Annotated in this window: 20 protein-coding genes; 17 read left to right on the top strand and 3 right to left on the bottom strand. The window is 56.3% G+C overall.

Translation table 11 applies throughout. The features are described 5' to 3' along the window. Nucleotides 1-107 precede the first annotated feature (107 nt). The 3 genes from pyrG (at nucleotide 108) to queE (ending at nucleotide 3,939) form a co-directional block, all read left to right on the top strand. Complete coding sequence (gene pyrG / locus HX773_RS23560) at nucleotides 108-1,745, top strand: glutamine hydrolyzing CTP synthase (RefSeq protein WP_007891723.1); 1,638 nt, start codon at nucleotides 108-110, stop codon at nucleotides 1,743-1,745. 75 nt (nucleotides 1,746-1,820) lie between these two features. Continuing rightward, the gene (eno, locus tag HX773_RS23555; protein WP_008104571.1) at nucleotides 1,821-3,119 is read left to right on the top strand and encodes a phosphopyruvate hydratase; all 1,299 of its coding nucleotides are present in this window, start codon (nucleotides 1,821-1,823) and stop codon (nucleotides 3,117-3,119) included. 148 nt (nucleotides 3,120-3,267) lie between these two features. Further along, nucleotides 3,268-3,939: a 7-carboxy-7-deazaguanine synthase QueE gene (queE, locus tag HX773_RS23550; protein ID WP_176973545.1), complete on the top strand. Its 672-nt coding sequence runs from the start codon at nucleotides 3,268-3,270 to the stop codon at nucleotides 3,937-3,939. A 103-nt stretch (nucleotides 3,940-4,042) separates the two neighbouring features. Here the strand turns inward: queE and queD are convergent, their stop codons facing one another. Next, nucleotides 4,043-4,402, bottom strand: a complete 360-nt coding sequence (queD, locus tag HX773_RS23545; RefSeq protein ID WP_167391191.1) for a 6-carboxytetrahydropterin synthase QueD — start codon at nucleotides 4,400-4,402, stop codon at nucleotides 4,043-4,045. A gap of 297 nt (nucleotides 4,403-4,699) precedes the next feature. On the opposite strand from queD, the gene cysJ reads away from it, so the two are divergent. Genes cysJ through HX773_RS23530 form a run of 3 tightly spaced genes read left to right on the top strand, consistent with a single transcriptional unit; the run spans nucleotide 4,700 to nucleotide 8,957 of the window. Further along, nucleotides 4,700-6,502 carry an NADPH-dependent assimilatory sulfite reductase flavoprotein subunit gene (cysJ, locus tag HX773_RS23540; protein WP_176973544.1) on the top strand — a complete coding sequence of 601 codons (1,803 nt, stop codon included), beginning with the start codon at nucleotides 4,700-4,702 and terminating at the stop codon, nucleotides 6,500-6,502. Then, complete coding sequence (gene cysI, locus HX773_RS23535; RefSeq protein WP_176973543.1) at nucleotides 6,502-8,226, top strand: assimilatory sulfite reductase (NADPH) hemoprotein subunit; 1,725 nt, start codon at nucleotides 6,502-6,504, stop codon at nucleotides 8,224-8,226. Before cysJ ends, cysI begins: the two co-directional genes overlap by 1 nt. Then, complete coding sequence (locus HX773_RS23530) at nucleotides 8,223-8,957, top strand: phosphoadenylyl-sulfate reductase (RefSeq protein WP_176973542.1); 735 nt, start codon at nucleotides 8,223-8,225, stop codon at nucleotides 8,955-8,957. The genes cysI and HX773_RS23530 overlap by 4 nt, the downstream gene beginning before the upstream one ends. A 194-nt stretch (nucleotides 8,958-9,151) precedes the next feature. On the opposite strand, the gene HX773_RS23525 is transcribed toward HX773_RS23530, so the two are convergent. After that, nucleotides 9,152-9,436 (bottom strand): YciI family protein, encoded by a 285-nt coding sequence (locus HX773_RS23525; RefSeq protein ID WP_176973541.1) that lies wholly within the window; start codon nucleotides 9,434-9,436, stop codon nucleotides 9,152-9,154. A gap of 9 nt (nucleotides 9,437-9,445) precedes the next feature. Then, a complete protein-coding gene (locus HX773_RS23520; RefSeq protein WP_176973540.1) occupies nucleotides 9,446-10,468 on the bottom strand; it encodes an aminopeptidase in 1,023 nt (340 codons plus the stop codon). A gap of 248 nt (nucleotides 10,469-10,716) precedes the next feature. Here HX773_RS23520 and cysG point away from each other — a divergent pair, with 248 nt between their 5' ends. From cysG to HX773_RS23465, 11 genes are all read left to right on the top strand, one after another. Continuing rightward, nucleotides 10,717-12,132, top strand: coding sequence for a siroheme synthase CysG (gene cysG / locus HX773_RS23515; RefSeq protein WP_176973539.1), 1,416 nt, complete (start codon nucleotides 10,717-10,719; stop codon nucleotides 12,130-12,132). Nucleotides 12,133-12,141: 9 nt separating this feature from the next. Next, complete coding sequence (gene cysD / locus HX773_RS23510) at nucleotides 12,142-13,050, top strand: sulfate adenylyltransferase subunit CysD (protein ID WP_007893231.1); 909 nt, start codon at nucleotides 12,142-12,144, stop codon at nucleotides 13,048-13,050. 10 nt (nucleotides 13,051-13,060) lie between these two features. Further along, entirely contained in the window at nucleotides 13,061-14,488 is a 1,428-nt protein-coding gene (cysN, locus tag HX773_RS23505) for a sulfate adenylyltransferase subunit CysN (RefSeq protein ID WP_176973538.1), read from the top strand. Next, complete coding sequence (cysC, locus tag HX773_RS23500) at nucleotides 14,488-15,093, top strand: adenylyl-sulfate kinase (RefSeq protein ID WP_176973537.1); 606 nt, start codon at nucleotides 14,488-14,490, stop codon at nucleotides 15,091-15,093. The genes cysN and cysC overlap by 1 nt, the downstream gene beginning before the upstream one ends. Nucleotides 15,094-15,148: 55 nt before the next feature. Beyond that, complete coding sequence (locus HX773_RS23495) at nucleotides 15,149-15,469, top strand: DUF3561 family protein (RefSeq protein WP_176973536.1); 321 nt, start codon at nucleotides 15,149-15,151, stop codon at nucleotides 15,467-15,469. A gap of 171 nt (nucleotides 15,470-15,640) precedes the next feature. After that, on the top strand, nucleotides 15,641-15,958 hold the full coding sequence (gene ftsB, locus HX773_RS23490) for a cell division protein FtsB (protein ID WP_007893240.1): 318 nt from the start codon (nucleotides 15,641-15,643) through the stop codon (nucleotides 15,956-15,958). Nucleotides 15,959-15,961: 3 nt separating this feature from the next. Beyond that, nucleotides 15,962-16,678 (top strand): 2-C-methyl-D-erythritol 4-phosphate cytidylyltransferase, encoded by a 717-nt coding sequence (gene ispD, locus HX773_RS23485; RefSeq protein ID WP_176973535.1) that lies wholly within the window; start codon nucleotides 15,962-15,964, stop codon nucleotides 16,676-16,678. After that, a complete protein-coding gene (gene ispF / locus HX773_RS23480; protein ID WP_061719965.1) occupies nucleotides 16,678-17,160 on the top strand; it encodes a 2-C-methyl-D-erythritol 2,4-cyclodiphosphate synthase in 483 nt (160 codons plus the stop codon). The genes ispD and ispF overlap by 1 nt, the downstream gene beginning before the upstream one ends. After that, the gene (gene truD, locus HX773_RS23475) at nucleotides 17,157-18,200 is read left to right on the top strand and encodes a tRNA pseudouridine(13) synthase TruD (protein ID WP_176973533.1); all 1,044 of its coding nucleotides are present in this window, start codon (nucleotides 17,157-17,159) and stop codon (nucleotides 18,198-18,200) included. Before ispF ends, truD begins: the two co-directional genes overlap by 4 nt. Continuing rightward, nucleotides 18,181-18,942, top strand: coding sequence for a 5'/3'-nucleotidase SurE (surE, locus tag HX773_RS23470; protein ID WP_154155446.1), 762 nt, complete (start codon nucleotides 18,181-18,183; stop codon nucleotides 18,940-18,942). Before truD ends, surE begins: the two co-directional genes overlap by 20 nt. After that, a complete protein-coding gene (locus HX773_RS23465) occupies nucleotides 18,936-19,562 on the top strand; it encodes a protein-L-isoaspartate(D-aspartate) O-methyltransferase (RefSeq protein ID WP_008104533.1) in 627 nt (208 codons plus the stop codon). The genes surE and HX773_RS23465 overlap by 7 nt, the downstream gene beginning before the upstream one ends. Nucleotides 19,563-19,649: the final 87 nt, after the last annotated feature.

Genomic DNA, 19,649 nt, shown 5'->3' with positions numbered 1-19,649 from the left:
GAGGACGATGGTGTGATTCATCAATTGTGGCTTAAGACGACTTCAAGTATACTATTTTCCCGTCTTGGTTATTCCACCGTCTTTAAACCTAAACTCTCAGGTTCAGCATGACAACGAATTATATTTTTGTGACCGGCGGGGTCGTTTCCTCTCTGGGCAAAGGCATTGCCGCAGCCTCCCTCGCAGCCATCCTTGAAGCACGTGGTCTGAATGTGACCATCATGAAACTCGATCCGTACATCAACGTCGATCCGGGTACCATGAGCCCAACGCAGCACGGTGAAGTGTTTGTTACCGATGATGGGGCCGAAACCGATCTGGATTTAGGTCACTACGAGCGTTTCATCCGCACCAAAATGTCGCGCCGTAACAACTTTACTACCGGTCGTATCTACTCAGAAGTGCTGCGCAAAGAGCGTCGCGGTGACTATCTGGGCGCCACGATTCAGGTCATCCCACACATCACCAACGCCATCAAAGAACGCATCATTGAAGGCGGCGAAGGTCATGACGTGGTTCTGGTCGAGATCGGCGGTACCGTGGGTGATATCGAATCTCTGCCGTTCCTCGAAGCGATTCGCCAGATGGCGGTCGATGTCGGTCGTGAACACACCATGTATATGCACCTGACGCTGGTGCCGTATATGGCGGCCGCAGGCGAAGTGAAAACCAAGCCAACCCAGCATTCAGTGAAAGAGCTGCTGTCGATCGGGATCCAGCCTGATGTGCTGATCTGCCGTTCTGACCGCGCTGTGCCGGCGAACGAACGCGCTAAAATCGCGCTGTTCTGTAACGTGCCAGAAAAAGCGGTTATTTCCCTGAAAGATGTGGATTCCATCTACAAGATTCCAGGCATGCTGAAATCGCAAGGTCTGGATGATTACATCTGCAAGCGTTTCAATCTGAACGCGCCGGAAGCGAACCTGGCCGAATGGGAACAGGTGATTTACGAAGAAGCCAATCCGGGCGGCGAAGTGACCATCGGTATGGTCGGCAAATATGTCGAACTGCCGGATGCGTACAAGTCAGTGATTGAAGCCTTGAAACACGGCGGCCTGAAAAATCGCGTTACCGTGAATATCAAATTGATCGACTCGCAGGATGTTGAAACGCGCGGTGTCGAATTACTGAAAGATCTGGATGCTATTCTGATCCCTGGCGGCTTCGGCTACCGCGGTGTGGAAGGCAAAATGATGACGGCGCAATACGCCCGTGAGAACAACGTGCCTTACCTGGGGATTTGCCTGGGCATGCAGGTTGCGCTGATGGAATTTGCCCGCAACGTTGCCGGTATGGAAGGCGCGAACTCTACGGAATTTGTGCCAGACTGTAAGTATCCGGTGGTTGCGCTTATCACCGAATGGCGTGACGAAGAGGGCAACGTTGAGCAGCGTACTGAGCAGAGCGATCTGGGCGGCACCATGCGTCTGGGCAGCCAGCAGTGCCAGTTGACGCCGGAAAGTAAAGTGCGTCAGTTGTACGGTTCTGAAATCATTACCGAGCGCCACCGTCATCGTTACGAAGTAAACAATATGTTGCTGAAGCCGATTGAAGCGGCGGGTCTGCATATTGCCGGTCGTTCTGGCGACGATCAGCTGGTTGAGATCATTGAGATCCCGAACCACCCGTGGTTTGTTGCCTGTCAGTTCCACCCGGAATTCACGTCGACCCCACGCGATGGTCATCCGCTGTTCGCTGGCTTTGTGAAAGCCGCGCAGGAACACCAGAAGCGTTTAGCGAAGTAAGTTTCACGAACAGCGCGCGAACTTTTCGCGCGTTGTTTGTCTTAGGATTGACTAACTTGTACTGAGGAAAATCGAATGTCCAAAATCGTAAAAGTCATCGGTCGCGAAATCATCGACTCCCGTGGCAACCCAACTGTAGAAGCAGAAGTGCATCTGGAAGGCGGTTTCGTTGGTCTGGCTGCTGCGCCATCAGGTGCATCAACCGGTTCTCGCGAAGCTCTGGAGCTGCGTGACGGTGACAAATCTCGTTTCCTGGGCAAAGGCGTAACCAAAGCGGTTGCGGCTGTTAACGGTCCAATCGCTAACGCGGTAACCGGTAAAGATGCCAAAGACCAGGCGAACATCGATAAGATCATGATCGAGCTGGACGGTACTGAGAACAAATCTAACTTCGGTGCTAACGCCATTCTGGCGGTTTCACTGGCTGCTGCTAAAGCTGCTGCTGCCTCTAAAGGCCTGCCGCTGTACGCACACATCGCTGAACTGAACGGCACCCCAGGCAAATACTCTATGCCGCTGCCAATGATGAACATCATCAACGGTGGTGAGCACGCCGACAACAACGTCGACATCCAGGAATTCATGATTCAGCCAGTTGGCGCGCCAACCCTGAAAGAAGCAATTCGCATGGGTTCTGAAGTCTTCCATCACCTGGCGAAAGTGCTGAAGTCGAAAGGCATGAGCACTGCAGTTGGTGACGAAGGTGGCTACGCGCCAAACCTGGGTTCTAACGCCGAAGCGCTGGCTGTTATCGCTGAAGCGGTAAAAGCAGCAGGTTACGAGCTGGGCAAAGACATCACCCTGGCGATGGACTGCGCAGCATCTGAATTCTACAAAGACGGCAAATATGTGCTGGCTGGCGAAGGCAACAAAGCCTTCACTTCAGAAGAGTTCACCCACTTCCTGGAAGATTTGGCTAATCAGTATCCAATCGTTTCTATCGAAGATGGTCTGGACGAATCTGACTGGGCTGGTTTCGCATACCAGACCAAAGTGCTGGGTGACAAACTCCAGCTGGTAGGTGACGACCTGTTCGTAACCAACACCAAGATCCTGAAAGAAGGTATCGATAAAGGCATCGCTAACTCCATCCTGATCAAATTCAACCAGATCGGTTCACTGACCGAAACTCTGGCTGCAATCAAGATGGCGAAAGATGCGGGTTACACTGCGGTGATTTCACACCGTTCAGGTGAAACCGAAGATGCAACCATCGCTGACCTGGCGGTAGGTACTGCAGCTGGCCAGATCAAAACTGGTTCTATGAGCCGTTCTGACCGTGTTGCTAAGTACAACCAGCTGATTCGTATCGAAGAAGCGCTGGGCAGCAAAGCACCGTTCAACGGTTTGAAAGAAGTTAAAGGCCAGGCGTAATCGCCTGAGTATGCTGCCAACAGGCAGCATCGTCTGAAGAAGCCCCGCCTTGTGCGGGGCTTTTGCTTTTATTTGGCACGAAGCAGCTGTGACCTGGCGCATAAGATCTGCCATAATCTGCGCCTCAAATTTTAGACGTGAGTAAATAATGTTCTACCCGATTAACGAAATGTTCCAGACGCTGCAGGGCGAAGGTTTCTACACCGGTGTTCCGGCGCTGTTCATCCGCTTACAAGGATGTCCGGTGGGCTGTAGCTGGTGTGATACCAAACATACCTGGGAAAAGCGGGCGGATCGGGAGACTTCGCTGGGCGATATTCTGGTCAAAACCGTGGAAAGCGATGCGTGGGGCAGCGCCGATGCGGCCATGCTGATCGACACTATCCAACGTCAGGGCTGGACCGCACGTCATGTGGTGATCACCGGCGGCGAACCGGCGATTTTTGATCTGCGTCCGTTAACGGAATCGTTAGAAGCGGCAGGTTTTGCCTGCCAGATTGAAACCAGCGGTACGCACGACGTGCAGTGTTCCGACGCGACCTGGGTGACGGTTTCACCGAAGGTCAATATGCGTGGCGGTTACGATGTATTGCCACAGGCGTTGCAGCGTGCGGATGAAATCAAACATCCGGTGGCGCGTGAGCGTGATGTGGAAGCGTTAGATGCGCTGCTGGCGGGTTTGCACGACGATAAAAAGCGCATTGTGGCGCTGCAACCGATCAGTCGTGGTGATGCGGCAACCAAACTGTGTATTGAAACCTGTATCGCCCGCAACTGGCGCCTTTCGATGCAGACGCACAAGTATCTGAATATTGCCTAATTCGGCTCGGTGCGCATAAATGCGCACCCTACGAAAACCGCGCCATATAATCGTAGGGTCGCCATTCATGGCGACCTCACTCACGGTTACTGCTTCACTGACCTCAACCGCGATAAACGCAGCCGGCGGTGCAGGTCTCTTTAATCATCACCGCGCTCAATTCCGGCAGAATCGGCTTCATCTGATCCCAAATCCATTTCGCCAGCACTTCACTGGTAGGATTCTCCAGACCCGGAATGTCATTCAGATAGTGATGATCGAGACGTTCATACAGCGGCTTAAACTTCGCCTTCAGTTCGGCAAAATCCATCACCCAACCGGTATGCGCATCCACTTCGCCGGTAATTTCTAATCGCACCAGGAATGAATGGCCGTGCAAACGCCCACATTTGTGGCCTTCCGGCACGTGAGGTAAGCGGTGGGCAGATTCAAACTGGAACTCTTTAAATAACGTGGTAGACATAATGGCTCTCAGACTTAAAAACCGCTGAAGTCTACCTGAATTGCAGATTTTTCGCACCCGCTGGCAACGAAAAGGGCATTTTGCGCCTTATCGATGACAAAACGCCTAATTAACTCATTGAATCATATCGCCTTCATTTACCACTTTTGCTGGTTAACTTTACCCGAAAAACCACTTAGTCATTTTGGTTATTTAATATGTCGAAGGCGTATTTAATCGTTAATATACAGCCCGGTAACCTACGCATTCTTTCGCAACATATTGATCCGGACTTCTGACACTGGAATTTTTAACGCAATGACGACTCAGGCACCAGGTTCACTGCTTCCGTTATCACCGGAGCAACTCGCGCGCTTACAGGCGGCGACCACGGATTTCAACACCACTCAGATGGCCTGGCTCTCCGGCTACTTCTGGGGCATGGTCAATCAGATGCCGGGTGCGGCTGCCGCGCCAGCGCCTGTGCAGGCAGAAACCCCGACCATCACGCTGATCTCCGCCTCGCAGACCGGTAACGCGCGTCGCCTGGCTGAGCAACTGCGTGATGACCTGCTGGCCGCCAAATTAGGCGTTAATCTGGTCAACGCCGGCGATTATAAGTTCAAGCAGATCGGTCAGGAAAAGCTGCTGGTAGTGGTGACCTCCACCCAAGGTGAAGGCGAGCCGCCAGAAGAAGCCGTAGCGTTGCATAAATTCCTGCTGTCGAAGAAAGCGCCAAAGTTTGAAGGCACGGCGTTTGCGGTGTTCGGTCTGGGCGATACCTCTTATGAGTTTTTCAGCAAAACCGGTAAAGATTTCGATGAGCGTCTGGCAGAGCTGGGTGCAGAACGTCTGTTGGATCGCGTGGATGCCGATGTTGAATACAAAGATCAGGCGGCAGCGTGGCGTCAACAGCTCACCGAGATTCTAAAAGCGCGTGTACCCACTGAATCGCCCGCGCAGGCAGCGGTTACCGCCGCAGGCAGCGTTAATCTGGTCGACAGCAGCCCGTACACTAAAGAAGAGCCGCTGGTGGCCAGCTTCGCGGCCAACCAGAAGATCACCGGACGCGATTCGGATAAAGATGTGCGTCACATTGAGATCGACCTTGGCGATTCTGGCCTGCGCTACCAGCCGGGCGACGCGCTCGGCGTATGGTTTGAAAACGATGACGAACTGGTGCAGGAGCTGCTGCAGCTGGTGTGGCTGAAAGGTGACGAGCAGGTAGAGGTGCAGGGCAAAACCCTGCCGCTGGCCGAAGCGCTGAAAACCCATTTCGAACTGACGGTCAACACGCCACAAATCGTCGAGCAGTATGCGGCGCTGTCTCGCAATGACGCGCTGCTGGCGCTGGCCGGTGACAAGCCGAAGCTGCAGAGTTATGCGCAGAGCTTCCCGATTGTCGATATGGTGCGTCAGGCACCGACCGAACTGAATGCCGAACAATTAACCGGCCTGTTGCGTCCGCTGACGCCGCGCCTCTACTCCATCGCCTCATCGCAGGCGGAGAACGAAACCGAAGTGCACATCACCGTGGGTGCGGTGCGCTTTGAAATCGACGGTCGCCAGCGCGGCGGCGGTGCTTCAACCTGGTTGGCGGATCGTATCGAAGAGGATGGCGAAATTCGCGTCTTCATCGAGCACAACGATAACTTCCGCTTACCGGCTAACCCGGACACGCCAGTGATCATGATTGGTCCGGGCACCGGCATCGCGCCGTTCCGCGCCTTTATGCAGCAGCGCGATAACGATGGCGCCGGCGGTAAAAACTGGCTGTTCTTCGGCAATCCGCACTTCACCGATGATTTCCTCTATCAGGTGGAGTGGCAGAAGTATGTCAAAGATGGCCTGCTGACCCATATTGATCTGGCATGGTCGCGCGATCAGGCTGAGAAGGTTTACGTACAAGATAAAATCCGCGCCAAAGGTGCGGAGGTGTGGAGCTGGTTACAGGAAGGCGCGCACCTTTACGTCTGCGGCGACGCCAATCGTATGGCGAAAGACGTTGAGCAGGCATTACTGGATGTGGTGGTCGAACACGGCGGCATGGATCGTGAAACGGCTGACGAATTTTTAAGTGAGCTGCGCATTGAGCGCCGTTATCAGCGAGACGTTTACTAATGAGCGAAAAACATCCTGGACCGCTGGTCGTTGAAGGCAAGCTGGTCGACGCTGAGCGTCTGAAAAAACAGAGCAACTACCTGCGTGGCACCATCCTCGACGATCTCGACGATGGCCTGACCGGCGGCTTCACCGGCGATAACTTCCTGCTGATCCGTTTCCACGGCATGTACCAGCAGGATGACCGCGATATTCGTGCCGAGCGTGCAGCGCAGAAACTCGAACCGCGTCACGCCATGATGCTGCGCTGCCGTCTGCCGGGCGGCATCATCACGCCAACGCAGTGGCTGGCGATTGATAAATTCGCCACCGATAAAACCATTTACGGCAGCATCCGTTTGACCAACCGTCAGACTTTCCAGTTTCACGGCATTCTGAAGAAGAACGTCAAGCCGACGCACCAGATGCTGCACGAAGTCGGGCTGGATGCGCTGGCGACCGCCAACGACGTTAACCGTAACGTGCTGTGCACCTCGAACCCAGTGGAATCAGAGCTGCATCAGGAAGCGTACGAGTGGGCGAAAAAGCTGTCGGAGCATCTGCTGCCGCAAACCCGCGCTTACGCGGAAATCTGGTGGGACAAAGAGAAGGTCGCGACCACCGATAAAGAGCCGATTCTTGGCGAAACCTATCTGCCGCGTAAATTCAAAACCACGGTTGTGGTACCGCCGCATAACGATGTCGATCTGCACGCCAATGACCTGAACTTCATCGCCATCGCCGAGAAGGGCAAGCTGATTGGCTTTAACCTGCTGGTGGGCGGAGGTTTGTCGATCGATCACGGTAACAAAGCGACTTATGCGCGCACCGCGAGCGAATTCGGTTTTCTGCCGGTCGAGAAGATTCTCGACGTAGCGGCTGCGGTGGTCACCACGCAGCGCGATTGGGGTAATCGTACCGATCGTAAAAATGCCAAGACCAAGTACACGCTGGAACGCGTCGGCGTTGAGACCTTCAAAGCGGAAGTGGAAAAGCGTGCCGGTCTGACCTTCGAACCGATTCGTCCGTATGCGTTCACCTCGCGCGGCGATCGCGTTGGCTGGGTGAAAGGCATTGATAAGAAATGGCATCTGACGCTGTTCATCGAGAACGGCCGTCTGCTGGATTATCCTGGCCGTCCGCTGAAGCGCGGCATTGCCGAAATTGCCAAAATTCACCAGGGCGATTTCCGTCTGACCGCCAACCAGAACCTGATTGTGGCTGGCGTGCCGGAGAAGCAAAAAGCGCAGATCGAAGCCATCGCCCGTGAACACGGTTTGATGGAAGCGGTCACGCCGCAGCGTGAGAACTCGATGGCGTGTGTGGCGTTCCCGACCTGTCCGCTGGCGATGGCCGAAGCCGAGCGCTTCCTGCCGTCGTTCGTGACCAAAGTGGAAGAGATCATGCACAAGCATGGCGTCGGCGAAGAGCACATAGTGTTACGCGTTACCGGTTGCCCAAATGGTTGTGGCCGTGCTTTGCTGGCGGAGTTGGGTCTGGTAGGCAAAGCGCCGGGCCGTTACAACTTACACATTGGCGGCAACCGCGAAGGTACGCGCATTCCACGCATGTATCGCGAGAACATCAACGAAGGCGAAATCCTCGCCAGCATCGATGAGCTGGTGGCGCGCTGGGCAACCGAGCGTCAGGCCAACGAAGGCTTCGGCGACTTCGTGATTCGCACCGGCATTATTAAAGCCGTGGTTGATCCCGCTCGTGATTTCTGGGACTCGGAGGCAGTATGACGGTACTAGATCTCGCAGCACTGAATGGTTCATCAAAAGTTGACCGCATCATGGCGCTGGCGGAAAGCAACGTGCAGCTGGAGAAACTCTCCGCTGAACAACGTGTGGGCTGGGCATTAGAACAGCTGCCAGGCGCATTTGTGCTGTCATCCAGCTTTGGTATTCAGGCGGCGGTTTTGCTGCATATGGTGACGCAGCAGAAGCCGGACATTCCGGTGATCCTGACCGATACCGGTTATCTGTTCCCGGAAACCTATCGCTTCATTGATGAGCTGACCGACAAGCTCAATCTCAACCTGCAGATCTTCCGTGCTGAGACGTCAGCGGCATGGCAGGAAGCGCGTTACGGCAAACTGTGGGAACAGGGCGTCGAAGGGATTGAGCAGTACAACCAGATCAACAAAGTGGAACCGATGAACCGCGCGCTGGAAATGCTGGGCGCGCAAACCTGGTTTGCTGGCCTGCGCCGCGATCAGTCTGGCAGTCGCGCCAGTTTGCCGGTGCTGGCGGTGCAGCGCGGCGTGTTCAAGATTCTGCCGATCATTGATTGGGATAATCGGCAGGTGCATCAATATCTGACCAAACACGGATTGAAATATCATCCGCTGTGGGATGAAGGTTATCTGTCAGTGGGCGATACGCATACCACCAAAAAGTGGGAGCCGGGCATGGCAGAGGAAGAGACACGCTTCTTCGGCCTGAAGCGCGAGTGCGGGTTGCATGAAGGTTGATTGGTAGGTGCTTGCTGTCCCCCATCCTTGGTTTGTGCTTGCTGTCCCCCTCCTCGGTCCTCCCCCATGAATGGGGGAGGAAGATGCTGCCAAATGTTAGTTCTGAAGCTGCATGTGGCAGCATCTCCTTCCCCCGCAAGCGGGGGAAGGCCGGGATGGGGGACAGCCAGCACAATCTGAGACAGCCAGCACAATCAGATCCCCTGCAACCCCGCAAACTCTTCCGCCGCACGCGTCACATTCACTTTCGTTACTTCATAATGCGCCACCGCCACAAACGGATCCTCCGCCAGAATGGTATCCAGCCGCGCCCGATCAATATCCTTCACCAGCAGCACGCCGCCGGTGCGCGGATCTTTGCGTCCAGCTGCGATAAACACGCCGTTATCGAAATAGCGATCCAGCCAGCTAATGTGCGGTTCCAGTAGCGCTTCCACTTCTTCTACCGGACGAAAATAATTCAGATATACCACGTACATAGTGAATCCTCAGGTTGTCGGATTAGCGAGCTCGGTCAGCAGCGGCAGCAGAATCTTCACGCTGTCGCGCGTGCGCTGGGTGATGCGTCCAGGCAGCCAGTGATCGAGATAGTTGAGGTTATCGCGCTCGGTTTGATGGCGCACATTCCCATCCGGAAAATGGCTGGAGCGCGCGCGTTGCTGCTGCCCATCTTTATTACCCAGCGTCCAATTGGCGGCGGTAACGTCCATCAGCGGCATGCCGGCTTTATCAAACGGATTGACGCCGGGATAATCGCGGGCGGTCATCGCGTGGCTAACCGCTGAAATACCGTAACGGTGCGCCAGTTGTACGGCGCGCGCGCTGGTTTGTTTGCGCACCGCCGATGGTGTATTGATGCCGCTATTGAAGTAAAGATGATCGCCCACGATCAAACTGTTGAGATCGATCACCAGCAGCGTGTTCTTCTTCTCCTGCGCGCTCATGCGCGCCAGGTAATCGTCCATGCCGTGCAAGCCGGCTTCTCCCGCGCTCAGCGCCACAAAGCGCACGCCGTAATGCAGCGGCGTTTTGCTCAGCGCTTGCGCCAGCTCCAGCATCACGCCTAAACCTGAAGCATTGTCGTCCACACCTTGCAAACGCAGGCCTCCAAGGTTGTTATCGGCTTCATGGCGGCTGAGCGGCGTCCAGGTATCCAGATGCGTAACGATCAGGATCTCCTGTGGCACTTCACCGGCACGCGCGGCAATCACCGACGTGGCCGTGACTTTGTGAGGGCGGCTTTCGCCCTTTTTCTCCAGCCAGCTATAGCTGGTTTTAAACTGGCGAGTATTACTCTGATATCCCAGTTGGCTGAACTGCTGCTGCAGATAATCGGCTGTCAGCAACTCGGCGGGACTGCCGCTCATGCGGCCGGGGAAATAGGTGGCGATATGGCGAAGCTGCTGTTCGGCAAAATGTCCTGGCGTGCTGTTGCTCGCAGCCTGAACAAAGAAAGGCAAACCGCCCGCGAGCAGTGCAGCCAGCACAGTGCGGCGGAGAGTGGCAAACATAGTTAGCGTCCTTTTCTGACATCCGGTCATGCTAAAAAAATTCCGACTTAGTATGAAACTGTGACGACGCTTGCACAATTTGATTTGCTCCGAAACACCAGCAATATCATTTGTTAAGCACAAAATGTTATCAGCAATCCTGGGTCGTTATTCCATTCGGTAACTACTCATTCCAATTCGTAATTTCATCTGTCCAAAGGGCGGGACGTATAGTCGCGTTAACTTATTGTAAAACTAGCAAGGTTAACGTGGATTATCTGCCTCTCTTTGCCGATCTCAAAAGCCGTCCGGTGCTGGTTGTCGGCGGTGGCGAAATCGCTGCGCGCAAAATAGAACTGCTGCGGCGTGCCGGCGCGCGCGTGCTGGTCGCCGCGCGCGAACTCGGTCATGAGCTGCAGGCGCTGCTGGAAATTGAGGCGATTGAATGGATCGCCCAGCGCTTCGATCCGGCGCAGCTGGATGGCGTGTTCCTTGTGATTGCCGCTACCGATGACAACGCGCTTAACGCGCAGGTGTTCGATACCGCCAACGCGCGCCACAAGCTGGTGAACGTGGTGGACGATCAGCCGAAGTGCAGCTTTATCTTCCCGTCGATTGTCGATCGCTCACCGCTGGTGGTAGCGATATCCTCCAGCGGCACCGCGCCGGTGTTAGCGCGTCTGCTGCGTGAAAAAATTGAAGCTTTACTGCCAGCTAATCTCGGACAGATGGCTGAAGTGGCCGGGCAGTGGCGCGACAAGGTGAAGCAGCGCTATCACCGCATGTCTGAACGCCGTCGTTTCTGGGAGCGCGCCTTTAACGGTCTGTTCGCCAGCCAGATGGCGGCGGGTAACGTCAATGAAGCGCGGCGCACGCTGGATCACGAACTGGAAAACGATAGCGACAATCAGGGCGAAATCACGCTGGTGGGCGCCGGTCCGGGCGACAGCGGTTTGCTGACGCTGCGTGGCTTGCAGGTGATGCAGCTGGCGGATGTGGTGCTGTATGACCATCTGGTCAGCGACGAAGTGCTTGAGCTGGTGCGCCGCGATGCCGACCGCATCTGCGTCGGTAAACGTGCCGGTGTGCATTCGGTGCCGCAGGAAGAGACTAACCAAATGCTGGTGACGCTGGCGCAGCAAGGCAAGCGCGTGGTGCGTCTGAAAGGCGGCGATCCGTTTATTTTTGGCCGTGGTGGCGAAGAGTTGCAGGCCGCGCAGGCCGCGGGCATTCCGTTCCAGGTGGTGCCGGGCATCACCGCTGCGGCAGGCGCAACCGCATATGCAGGCATTCCGCTGACGCACCGTGATTACGCGCAGAGCGTGCTGTTTATTACCGGTCACTGTCGCGCCGAAGGTGACGGCATTGATTGGCCGTCGCTGGCGCGCGCACGTCAAACCTTAGCGATTTATATGGGCACGGTGAAAGCGGCGGAAATCGCGGCCGGGCTTATCGAACACGGACGCGCACCGTCCACGCCGGTAGCGGTGATTGGTCGCGGTACGCGTCAGGATCAGCAGGTGCTGACCGGCACATTAGATCAACTGGAGGCGCTGGCTGCGGCCGCGCCCACGCCAGCACTGTTAGTGATTGGCGAAGTCGTAAATTTGCACGGGCAATTGGCCTGGTTCCAACATTCGGCACAGCAGGGGGCTCGCGAGTCCGCCGTTGTCAATTTGGCTTGAGGAAAAATTATGGACCAAAATCGACTTACTCATCTGCGCCAGCTGGAGGCAGAGAGTATCCATATCATCCGCGAGGTGGCGGCCGAGTTCAGCAATCCGGTGATGATGTACTCCATCGGTAAAGACTCCTCGGTAATGCTGCATCTGGCGCGTAAAGCCTTCTATCCGGGCACGCTGCCGTTTCCGCTGCTGCATGTTGATACCGGCTGGAAATTCCGTGAAATGTACGAGTTCCGCGATCGCACCGTGAAAGCGATGGGCGCGGAGCTGCTGGTGCATCGCAACCCGGAAGGCGTGGCGATGGGCATCAACCCGTTTGTGCACGGCAGCGCCAAGCACACCGACATCATGAAAACCGAAGGCCTGAAGCAGGCGCTGAACAAATACGGCTTTGATGCGGCATTTGGCGGCGCACGTCGTGATGAAGAGAAGTCGCGCGCCAAAGAGCGTATCTACTCCTTCCGCGATCGCTTCCACCGCTGGGACCCGAAAAACCAGCGCCCTGAGCTGTGGCACAACTACAACGGCCAGATCAACAAAGGCGAAAGCATCCGCGTGTTCCCGCTCTCCAACTGGACCGAGCTGGATATCTGGCAGTACATCTTCCTCGAGAATATCGAGATCGTGCCGCTCTACCTCGCCGCGCCGCGTCCGGTGCTGGAGCGTGATGGCATGCTGATGATGATCGATGACGACCGTATCGATCTGCAGCCAGGCGAAGTGATCAAGCAGCGCATGGTGCGTTTCCGTACGCTCGGCTGCTGGCCGCTGACCGGCGCGGTGGAATCAGAAGCGCAGACGCTGCCGGAAATTATTGAAGAGATGCTGGTCTCCACCACCAGTGAACGCCAGGGACGCGTGATTGACCGCGACCAGGCCGGTTCGATGGAAATGAAGAAACGTCAGGGTTATTTCTAAGGAGACGCAGATGAATACCGTTATTGCACAACAGATTGCCGATCAGGGCGGCGTAGAAGCCTGGCTGACCGCGCAACAACATAAAAGCCTGCTGCGTTTCCTGACCTGCGGTAGCGTCGACGACGGCAAAAGTACGCTGATTGGTCGCCTGCTGCACGACACGCGTCAAATTTATGAAGATCAGCTCTCCTCGCTGCACAACGACAGCAAACGTCATGGGACGCAAGGTGAGAAGCTGGATCTCGCGTTACTGGTCGATGGCTTGCAGGCCGAGCGCGAGCAGGGCATCACCATTGATGTGGCGTACCGCTATTTCTCCACCGAGAAGCGCAAATTTATTATTGCCGACACGCCGGGACACGAGCAGTACACCCGCAATATGGCGACCGGCGCATCGACCTGCGATTTGGCGATCCTGCTGATCGATGCGCGTAAAGGCGTGCTGGATCAGACGCGTCGTCACAGCTTTATTTCCACGCTGCTGGGCATCAAGCATCTGGTGGTCGCCATCAACAAGATGGATCTGGTGGAGTACAAGCAAGAGACCTTCGAGCAGATCAAACAGGATTACCTCGATTTCGCCGCGCAGCTGCCGGAAGACCTCGATATTCGCTTTGTGCCGATGTCGGCGCTGGAAGGCGATAACGTGGCAACGCCCAGCGTCACCATGCCGTGGTACAGCGGCCCAACGCTGCTCGACGTATTAGAAACCGTTGAACTGAATCGCGTGGTGGATCATCAGCCGATGCGTTTCCCGGTGCAGTATGTGAACCGTCCTAACCTCGATTTCCGCGGTTATGCCGGTACGCTGGCTTCGGGCGTGGTGAAAGTCGGCCAGCGCGTGAAAGTGCTGCCATCGGGCGTGGAATCGACCATCTCGCGCATCGTCACCTTCGATGGCGACCTGCCTGAAGCGGGCGCTGGTGAAGCGATTACGCTGGTGCTGAAAGATGAGATCGACATCAGCCGTGGCGATCTGCTGGTGGATGCTGAGGCCGATCTGCAGGCGGTGCAATCTGCCACCGTTGACGTGGTGTGGATGGCGGAACAGCCGCTGCAGCCGGGGCAAAGTTACGAAGTGAAGATCGCCGGTAAGAAAACCCGCGCGCGCGTCGAGAAAGTGATCCATCAGGTGGAGATCAACTCGCTGGAGAAGCGCACGGTGGACAGCCTGCCGCTTAACGGTATCGGCCTGGTCGAACTGACCTTTGACGAACCGATGGTGCTGGACGCATATCGCCAGAATCCGGTGACTGGCGGCATGATCTTTATCGATCGCCTGAGCAACGTGACGGTTGGCGCGGGCATGATCAATCAGCCGCTGACCGATGTGCGTGCGCAAGCGGGCCAGTTCAGCGATTTCGAGCTGGAGCTGAACGCGCTGGTGCGTCGTCACTTCCCACACTGGAACGCGCGCGATCTGCTGGGTGGCAAGTAATGGCGCAACACGATGAAAACGTGGTGTGGCACGATCATCCGGTAACGCGCGAGGAGCGCGAACAGCAGCACGGCCATCAAGGCGTGGTGCTGTGGTTTACCGGGCTTTCCGGCTCGGGGAAATCCACCGTAGCCGGCGTGCTGGAGCAGGCGCTGCATCGGGCGGGGGTGAATACCTATCTGCTGGATGGCGACAATGTGCGTCACGGTTTGTGCCGTGACCTCGGCTTCAGCGATGACGATCGTAAAGAGAACATTCGTCGCGTTGGCGAAGTGGCGAAACTGATGGTCGATGCCGGTTTAGTGGTGCTGACCGCCTTTATCTCGCCGCATCGCGCGGAACGCAACATGGTGCGCGATCTGCTCGCTGAAGGGCAGTTTATCGAAGTGTTTGTCGATACGCCGTTGGCAGTGTGCGAAGCGCGCGATCCCAAAGGTTTGTACAAAAAAGCCCGTGCCGGTGAGCTGCGTAATTTCACCGGCATCGATAGCGTTTACGAGGCGCCAGACGCCCCGGAAATCCACCTTGATGGCGAACAATTGGTTACAAAACTCGCCGGCCAATTGTTAGACCTGCTGCGTCACCGCGATATCATCAGATCCTGAACCGACAGCGGCAAATCCCTTTGGGTTTGCCGCGCTTAGCGTCAACAGGATCTCTATGCAGAACGTAACGCCCATGCTAGCCCGCAAAGATGAACGCACCCCGGATGAGCCTCGCTCATCACTGCCGGGCGGCGTGTTTGGCTTTCTCTCGTACTGGTGCGCGCTGGCGATTCCGTTCATGCTCTACGGCTCCAACACGCTGTTCTTCTTCCTCTACACCTGGCCATTCTTCCTCGCGCTGCTGCCGGTTTCGGTATTGATTGGCATCGTGCTCAGCCTGATGATCCGCACTCACTTATTCTGGAGCGGGATCGCCACGGCAATTGTGGTGGTGTGCTTGTTCTGGCTGCTGTTCTCATTTCTCTCCGGTTGGTAACGCCCAGCTGATGTGCAAACGCATCGGCAGGTTACAAAACTTTACCTGCCGTCTCGCCTCCCACTCTGGCATTATTTGTACGGCTAAACGCCCGTGTGCGGCATTTTCGCCGTCGCAGTGGAGTCCAGCGTCAAGTTATGGGATGATTGGGCCGTTTTTCAGGGGGCGGGGATGGGAAAACTGACGTTACTGCTACTCGTGCTGCTGGGATGGCTTCAATATTCCCTGTGGCTGGGTAAGAACGGTATTCATGACTATACGCGCGTCAACGAAGACGTCGCGTCACAACAGGCGAATAACGCCAAGCTTAAAGCGCGTAACGATCAGCTATTCGCCGAAATTGACGATCTCAATGGCGGCTCTGAAGCGATCGAAGAACGCGCACGTAATGAACTGGGCATGATTAAGCCCGGTGAGACTTTCTATCGTCTGGTGCCAGACCAGAACAAACGTAACGCGCAACAAGCTGCGCAAAATCAACAACGATAAGCCATGAACAAGCGCCCGATCCTTGCGGATGTGATTGCCGTGGTGCCCGCCGCAGGTGTGGGCAGCCGAATGCAGGCTGCCTGCCCAAAACAGTATCTGACCATTGGTCAATTCACCCTTCTTGAACACAGCGTCGCGCGTCTGCTGGCACATCCTGCGGTAAAACAGGTGATTGTGCCGGTCAGCAATGACGATGGCTGGTTCGATTCACTGCCGCTGACGCAGGATTCCCGTATTCTCAGAGTGACCGGTGGCGACACGCGCGCCGAATCGGTGCTGGCGGGCTTAAATGCCATTCATCACAGCGAATGGGTGCTGGTGCATGACGCTGCGCGTCCTTGCCTGCATCCGGACGATTTAGCGCGCCTGTTAGCGGTACGCGAATACAGCAAGGTTGGCGGCATTCTGGCGGCGCCGGTGCGCGACACCATGAAGCGCGCCGAACCGGGCAAAACTGCCATCGCCCACACCGTTGAACGCGAGGATTTATGGCACGCGTTAACGCCGCAATTTTTCCCGCATCAACTGCTCACGGCTTGCCTGACGCGCGCACTCCATGAAGGCGCTACCATTACCGATGAAGCGTCGGCGCTGGAGTATTGCGGTTATCATCCGCTGTTGGTGAGCGGACGCAGCGACAATATTAAGGTGACGCGGCCAGAAGATCTGGCGCTGGCGGCCTTCTATCTTACCCAGATTCAGTTACAGGAGAGCGCATGATGCGTATCGGTCACGGTTTTGACGTTCACGCTTTTGGCGGCGAAGGTCCGTTAGTGATTGGCGGGGTGCGTATTCCCTTCGAACACGGTTTTATTGCCCATTCCGATGGTGATGTGGCGCTGCATGCGTTGACGGATGCCTTGCTCGGCGCGGTGGCGATGGGCGATATCGGCAAGTTATTCCCGGATACCGATCCGGCGTTTAAAGGCGCTGACAGCCGCGGTTTGCTGCGCGAAGCCTGGCGCCGGATTCAGCTGAAAGGCTATCGCATCGGTAACGTCGATGTGACCATCATTGCGCAGGCACCGAAAATGTTGCCGCATGTGCCGCAGATGCGCGTCAATATCGCCGAAGATCTCGGTTGCCATATGGATGACGTCAACGTCAAAGCCACCACCACCGAAAAGCTGGGCTTTACCGGGCGTGGCGAAGGCATTGCCTGTGAAGCGGTCGCGCTGCTGATAAAGGCCGATCAGGCATGAGTGAATTGCATTACCTGCACGGCGTGCCGACTGCCACCGGCGTCATCAAAGCCAATCCCGAAGATTTCGTGGTGATTGAAGATCTTGGCTATCCCTATGATGGCGAAGGCGAGCAGCTGTTGGTGCGCATCCGCAAAATTGGCTGCAATACGCGCTTTGTCGCCGAAGCCATCGCCAAATTTCTCGGCGTGCCGGTGCGCGATCTCAGCTATGCCGGCATGAAAGATCGTCATGCGGTCACCGAGCAAACGCTGTGTTTCCGCGTGCCCGGCAATGGCATGCCGAATCTGGCCGGATTCCAGCTGGAAGGCGTTGAAATCCTGCAGGTGATTCGCCACAAACGCAAACTGCGTACCGGCGCGCTGGCGGGCAATGCGTTCCGCTTAATCGTGCGGCAGATTTCTGACCGTAGCGAAGTTGAAACGCGTTTGCAGCAGATTCAGCAGCGCGGCGTGCCGAACTACTTCGGTGAGCAGCGCTTTGGGCGCAACGGCAATAACCTGACGCAGGCGAAACAGTGGGCGAAGGAAACATTCCGCCCGCGCGATCGCAATATGAAAGGTTTGCTATTGTCAGCGACCCGCAGCCATCTGTTTAATCAGGTGACCAGCGCGCGTTTGCAGCGTGATGGCGCTCTGGATGTGGTTCAGGTAGGCGATGCGGTGCAGCTGGCCGGTCGCGGCAGCTGGTTTGTGGCGCAGGCGGAAGAGTTGCCTGACGTACAGCAGCGCGTCGATAATCATCAACTGCGTATCACTGCGCCGCTGCCGGGGCGCGGCGATCCGGGTCCGCTTGGCGACGCGCTGCTTTTTGAGCAGCAGAGCCTGGCAGGCGCAGAAGAATTGATTACACTGCTTGAGCGCGAGCGCGTTGATGCCGCGCGTCGTGCAATGCTGGTGGTGCCAAAGGATCTGCGCTGGGAATGGTGGGACGATGTGACGCTGGAGATGCAGTTCTGGCTGCCCGCCGGCAGTTTTGCCACCAGCGTGGTGCGTGAGCTTCTCCAACAAGAAGGTAACGATGCGGATATTGCTGAGTAACGATGATGGAATTCATGCGCCGGGAATTCAGACGCTGGCGCGTGCTTTACGTGAGTTTGCCGAGGTGCAGGTTGTCGCGCCCGATCGCAATCGTAGCGGCGCATCAAACTCGCTAACGCTGGAGACGCCGCTGCGTACCTTTACGCACGAAAACGGCGATATCGCGGTGCAGATGGGCACGCCGACCGACTGCGTGTTCCTCGGCGTGAACAAGCTGATGCAGCCGCGGCCCGACATCGTGGTGTCCGGCATCAACGCCGGTCCAAATCTTGGCGACGATGTGATCTACTCCGGTACCGTCGCTGCGGCGATGGAAGGGCGCCATCTTGGCTTGCCTGCGCTCGCCGTTTCGCTCAACGGACATCAGCATTACGATACCGCCGCATCCATCACCTGTACGCTGTTACGCGCGCTGTCGCGGGCTCCGCTGCGCACCGGCCGCATTCTCAATATCAACGTGCCTGATTTGCCGTTAGCGGAGATTAAAGGTTTCCGCGTGACCCGCTGCGGCAGCCGCCATCCCGCCGATCAGGTTATCTGCACCGAAGACCCGCGCGGCCAGCCGCTTTACTGGATTGGCCCGCCGGGGCAAAAGCTGGATGCAGGTCCGGATACCGATTTCGCGGCGGTGGATGCGGGCTACGTTTCGTTGACCGCGCTGCATGTCGATTTGACCGCGCATGCTGCACAAGAAGTATTAAGTGACTGGCTGATCCAGGCAGAGGTAAAACTCGCATGGTGAATCGCCGCATCGAAACGCTTTTGGAGCAACTGCGCGCGCAGGGCATTCATGATGAGCACCTGCTGAAAGCCATTGCCGATGTGCCTCGTGAGCGTTTTATCGATGAGGCGTTTGAACATAAAGCGTGGGAAAACGTTGCGCTGCCGATTGGCAACGGCCAAACCATCTCTCAGCCTTACATGGTGGCGCGCATGACCGCCTTGTTAGAGCTCACGCCGGAATCGCGCGTGCTGGAAATCGGCACCGGTTCTGGCTATCAGACCGCTATTCTGGCGCATCTGGTTAATCATGTTTATTCCGTCGAACGCATCAAGGGCTTGCAGTGGCAGGCTAAGCGTCGCCTCAAGCAACTCGATCTGCACAATATCTCAACCCGACATGGCGATGGCTGGCAGGGCTGGGCGACGCGTGGCCCGTTTGATGCCATTATCGTGACCGCCGCACCACCTGAAATTCCGACTTTGCTGATAGCGCAATTAGGTGACGGCGGCAAAATGGTGCTGCCGGTTGGCGAGGATCAGCAGGTGTTGAAGCGTTTGCGTCGTCAGGGCGATGAATTGATTGAAGAAATCATCGAACCCGTGCGCTTTGTGCCGTTGGTTCAGGGCGATCTGGCCTAGGACATCATTACGCAATTCTTCACAACTGTTACATGGCACGGCACAGTTGATATTGTTACTATCCTTGTTTATCAATGCTAAAAACCG

This window comes from Pantoea sp. B9002 (genome assembly GCF_013385945.1).
Lineage (GTDB): Bacteria > Pseudomonadota > Gammaproteobacteria > Enterobacterales > Enterobacteriaceae > Pantoea.
The sequence above is the reverse complement of the archived record's forward strand: the minus strand, read 5'-3'. Positions and strand labels throughout refer to the sequence as shown.

Coding starts and splice junctions, on each gene's coding strand:
- ftsB (WP_007893240.1), top strand. CDS start 15,641: ATGGGAAAACTGACGTTACTGCTACTCGTGCTGCTGGGATGGCTTCAA.
- cysI (WP_176973543.1), top strand. CDS start 6,502: ATGAGCGAAAAACATCCTGGACCGCTGGTCGTTGAAGGCAAGCTGGTC.
- truD (WP_176973533.1), top strand. CDS start 17,157: ATGAGTGAATTGCATTACCTGCACGGCGTGCCGACTGCCACCGGCGTC.
- surE (WP_154155446.1), top strand. CDS start 18,181: ATGCGGATATTGCTGAGTAACGATGATGGAATTCATGCGCCGGGAATT.
- HX773_RS23520 (WP_176973540.1), bottom strand. CDS start 10,468: ATGTTTGCCACTCTCCGCCGCACTGTGCTGGCTGCACTGCTCGCGGGC.
- ispF (WP_061719965.1), top strand. CDS start 16,678: ATGCGTATCGGTCACGGTTTTGACGTTCACGCTTTTGGCGGCGAAGGT.
- HX773_RS23530 (WP_176973542.1), top strand. CDS start 8,223: ATGACGGTACTAGATCTCGCAGCACTGAATGGTTCATCAAAAGTTGAC.
- eno (WP_008104571.1), top strand. CDS start 1,821: ATGTCCAAAATCGTAAAAGTCATCGGTCGCGAAATCATCGACTCCCGT.
- cysD (WP_007893231.1), top strand. CDS start 12,142: ATGGACCAAAATCGACTTACTCATCTGCGCCAGCTGGAGGCAGAGAGT.
- cysN (WP_176973538.1), top strand. CDS start 13,061: ATGAATACCGTTATTGCACAACAGATTGCCGATCAGGGCGGCGTAGAA.
- HX773_RS23495 (WP_176973536.1), top strand. CDS start 15,149: ATGCAGAACGTAACGCCCATGCTAGCCCGCAAAGATGAACGCACCCCG.
- queE (WP_176973545.1), top strand. CDS start 3,268: ATGTTCTACCCGATTAACGAAATGTTCCAGACGCTGCAGGGCGAAGGT.
- ispD (WP_176973535.1), top strand. CDS start 15,962: ATGAACAAGCGCCCGATCCTTGCGGATGTGATTGCCGTGGTGCCCGCC.
- HX773_RS23525 (WP_176973541.1), bottom strand. CDS start 9,436: ATGTACGTGGTATATCTGAATTATTTTCGTCCGGTAGAAGAAGTGGAA.
- queD (WP_167391191.1), bottom strand. CDS start 4,402: ATGTCTACCACGTTATTTAAAGAGTTCCAGTTTGAATCTGCCCACCGC.
- pyrG (WP_007891723.1), top strand. CDS start 108: ATGACAACGAATTATATTTTTGTGACCGGCGGGGTCGTTTCCTCTCTG.
- cysC (WP_176973537.1), top strand. CDS start 14,488: ATGGCGCAACACGATGAAAACGTGGTGTGGCACGATCATCCGGTAACG.
- HX773_RS23465 (WP_008104533.1), top strand. CDS start 18,936: ATGGTGAATCGCCGCATCGAAACGCTTTTGGAGCAACTGCGCGCGCAG.
- cysJ (WP_176973544.1), top strand. CDS start 4,700: ATGACGACTCAGGCACCAGGTTCACTGCTTCCGTTATCACCGGAGCAA.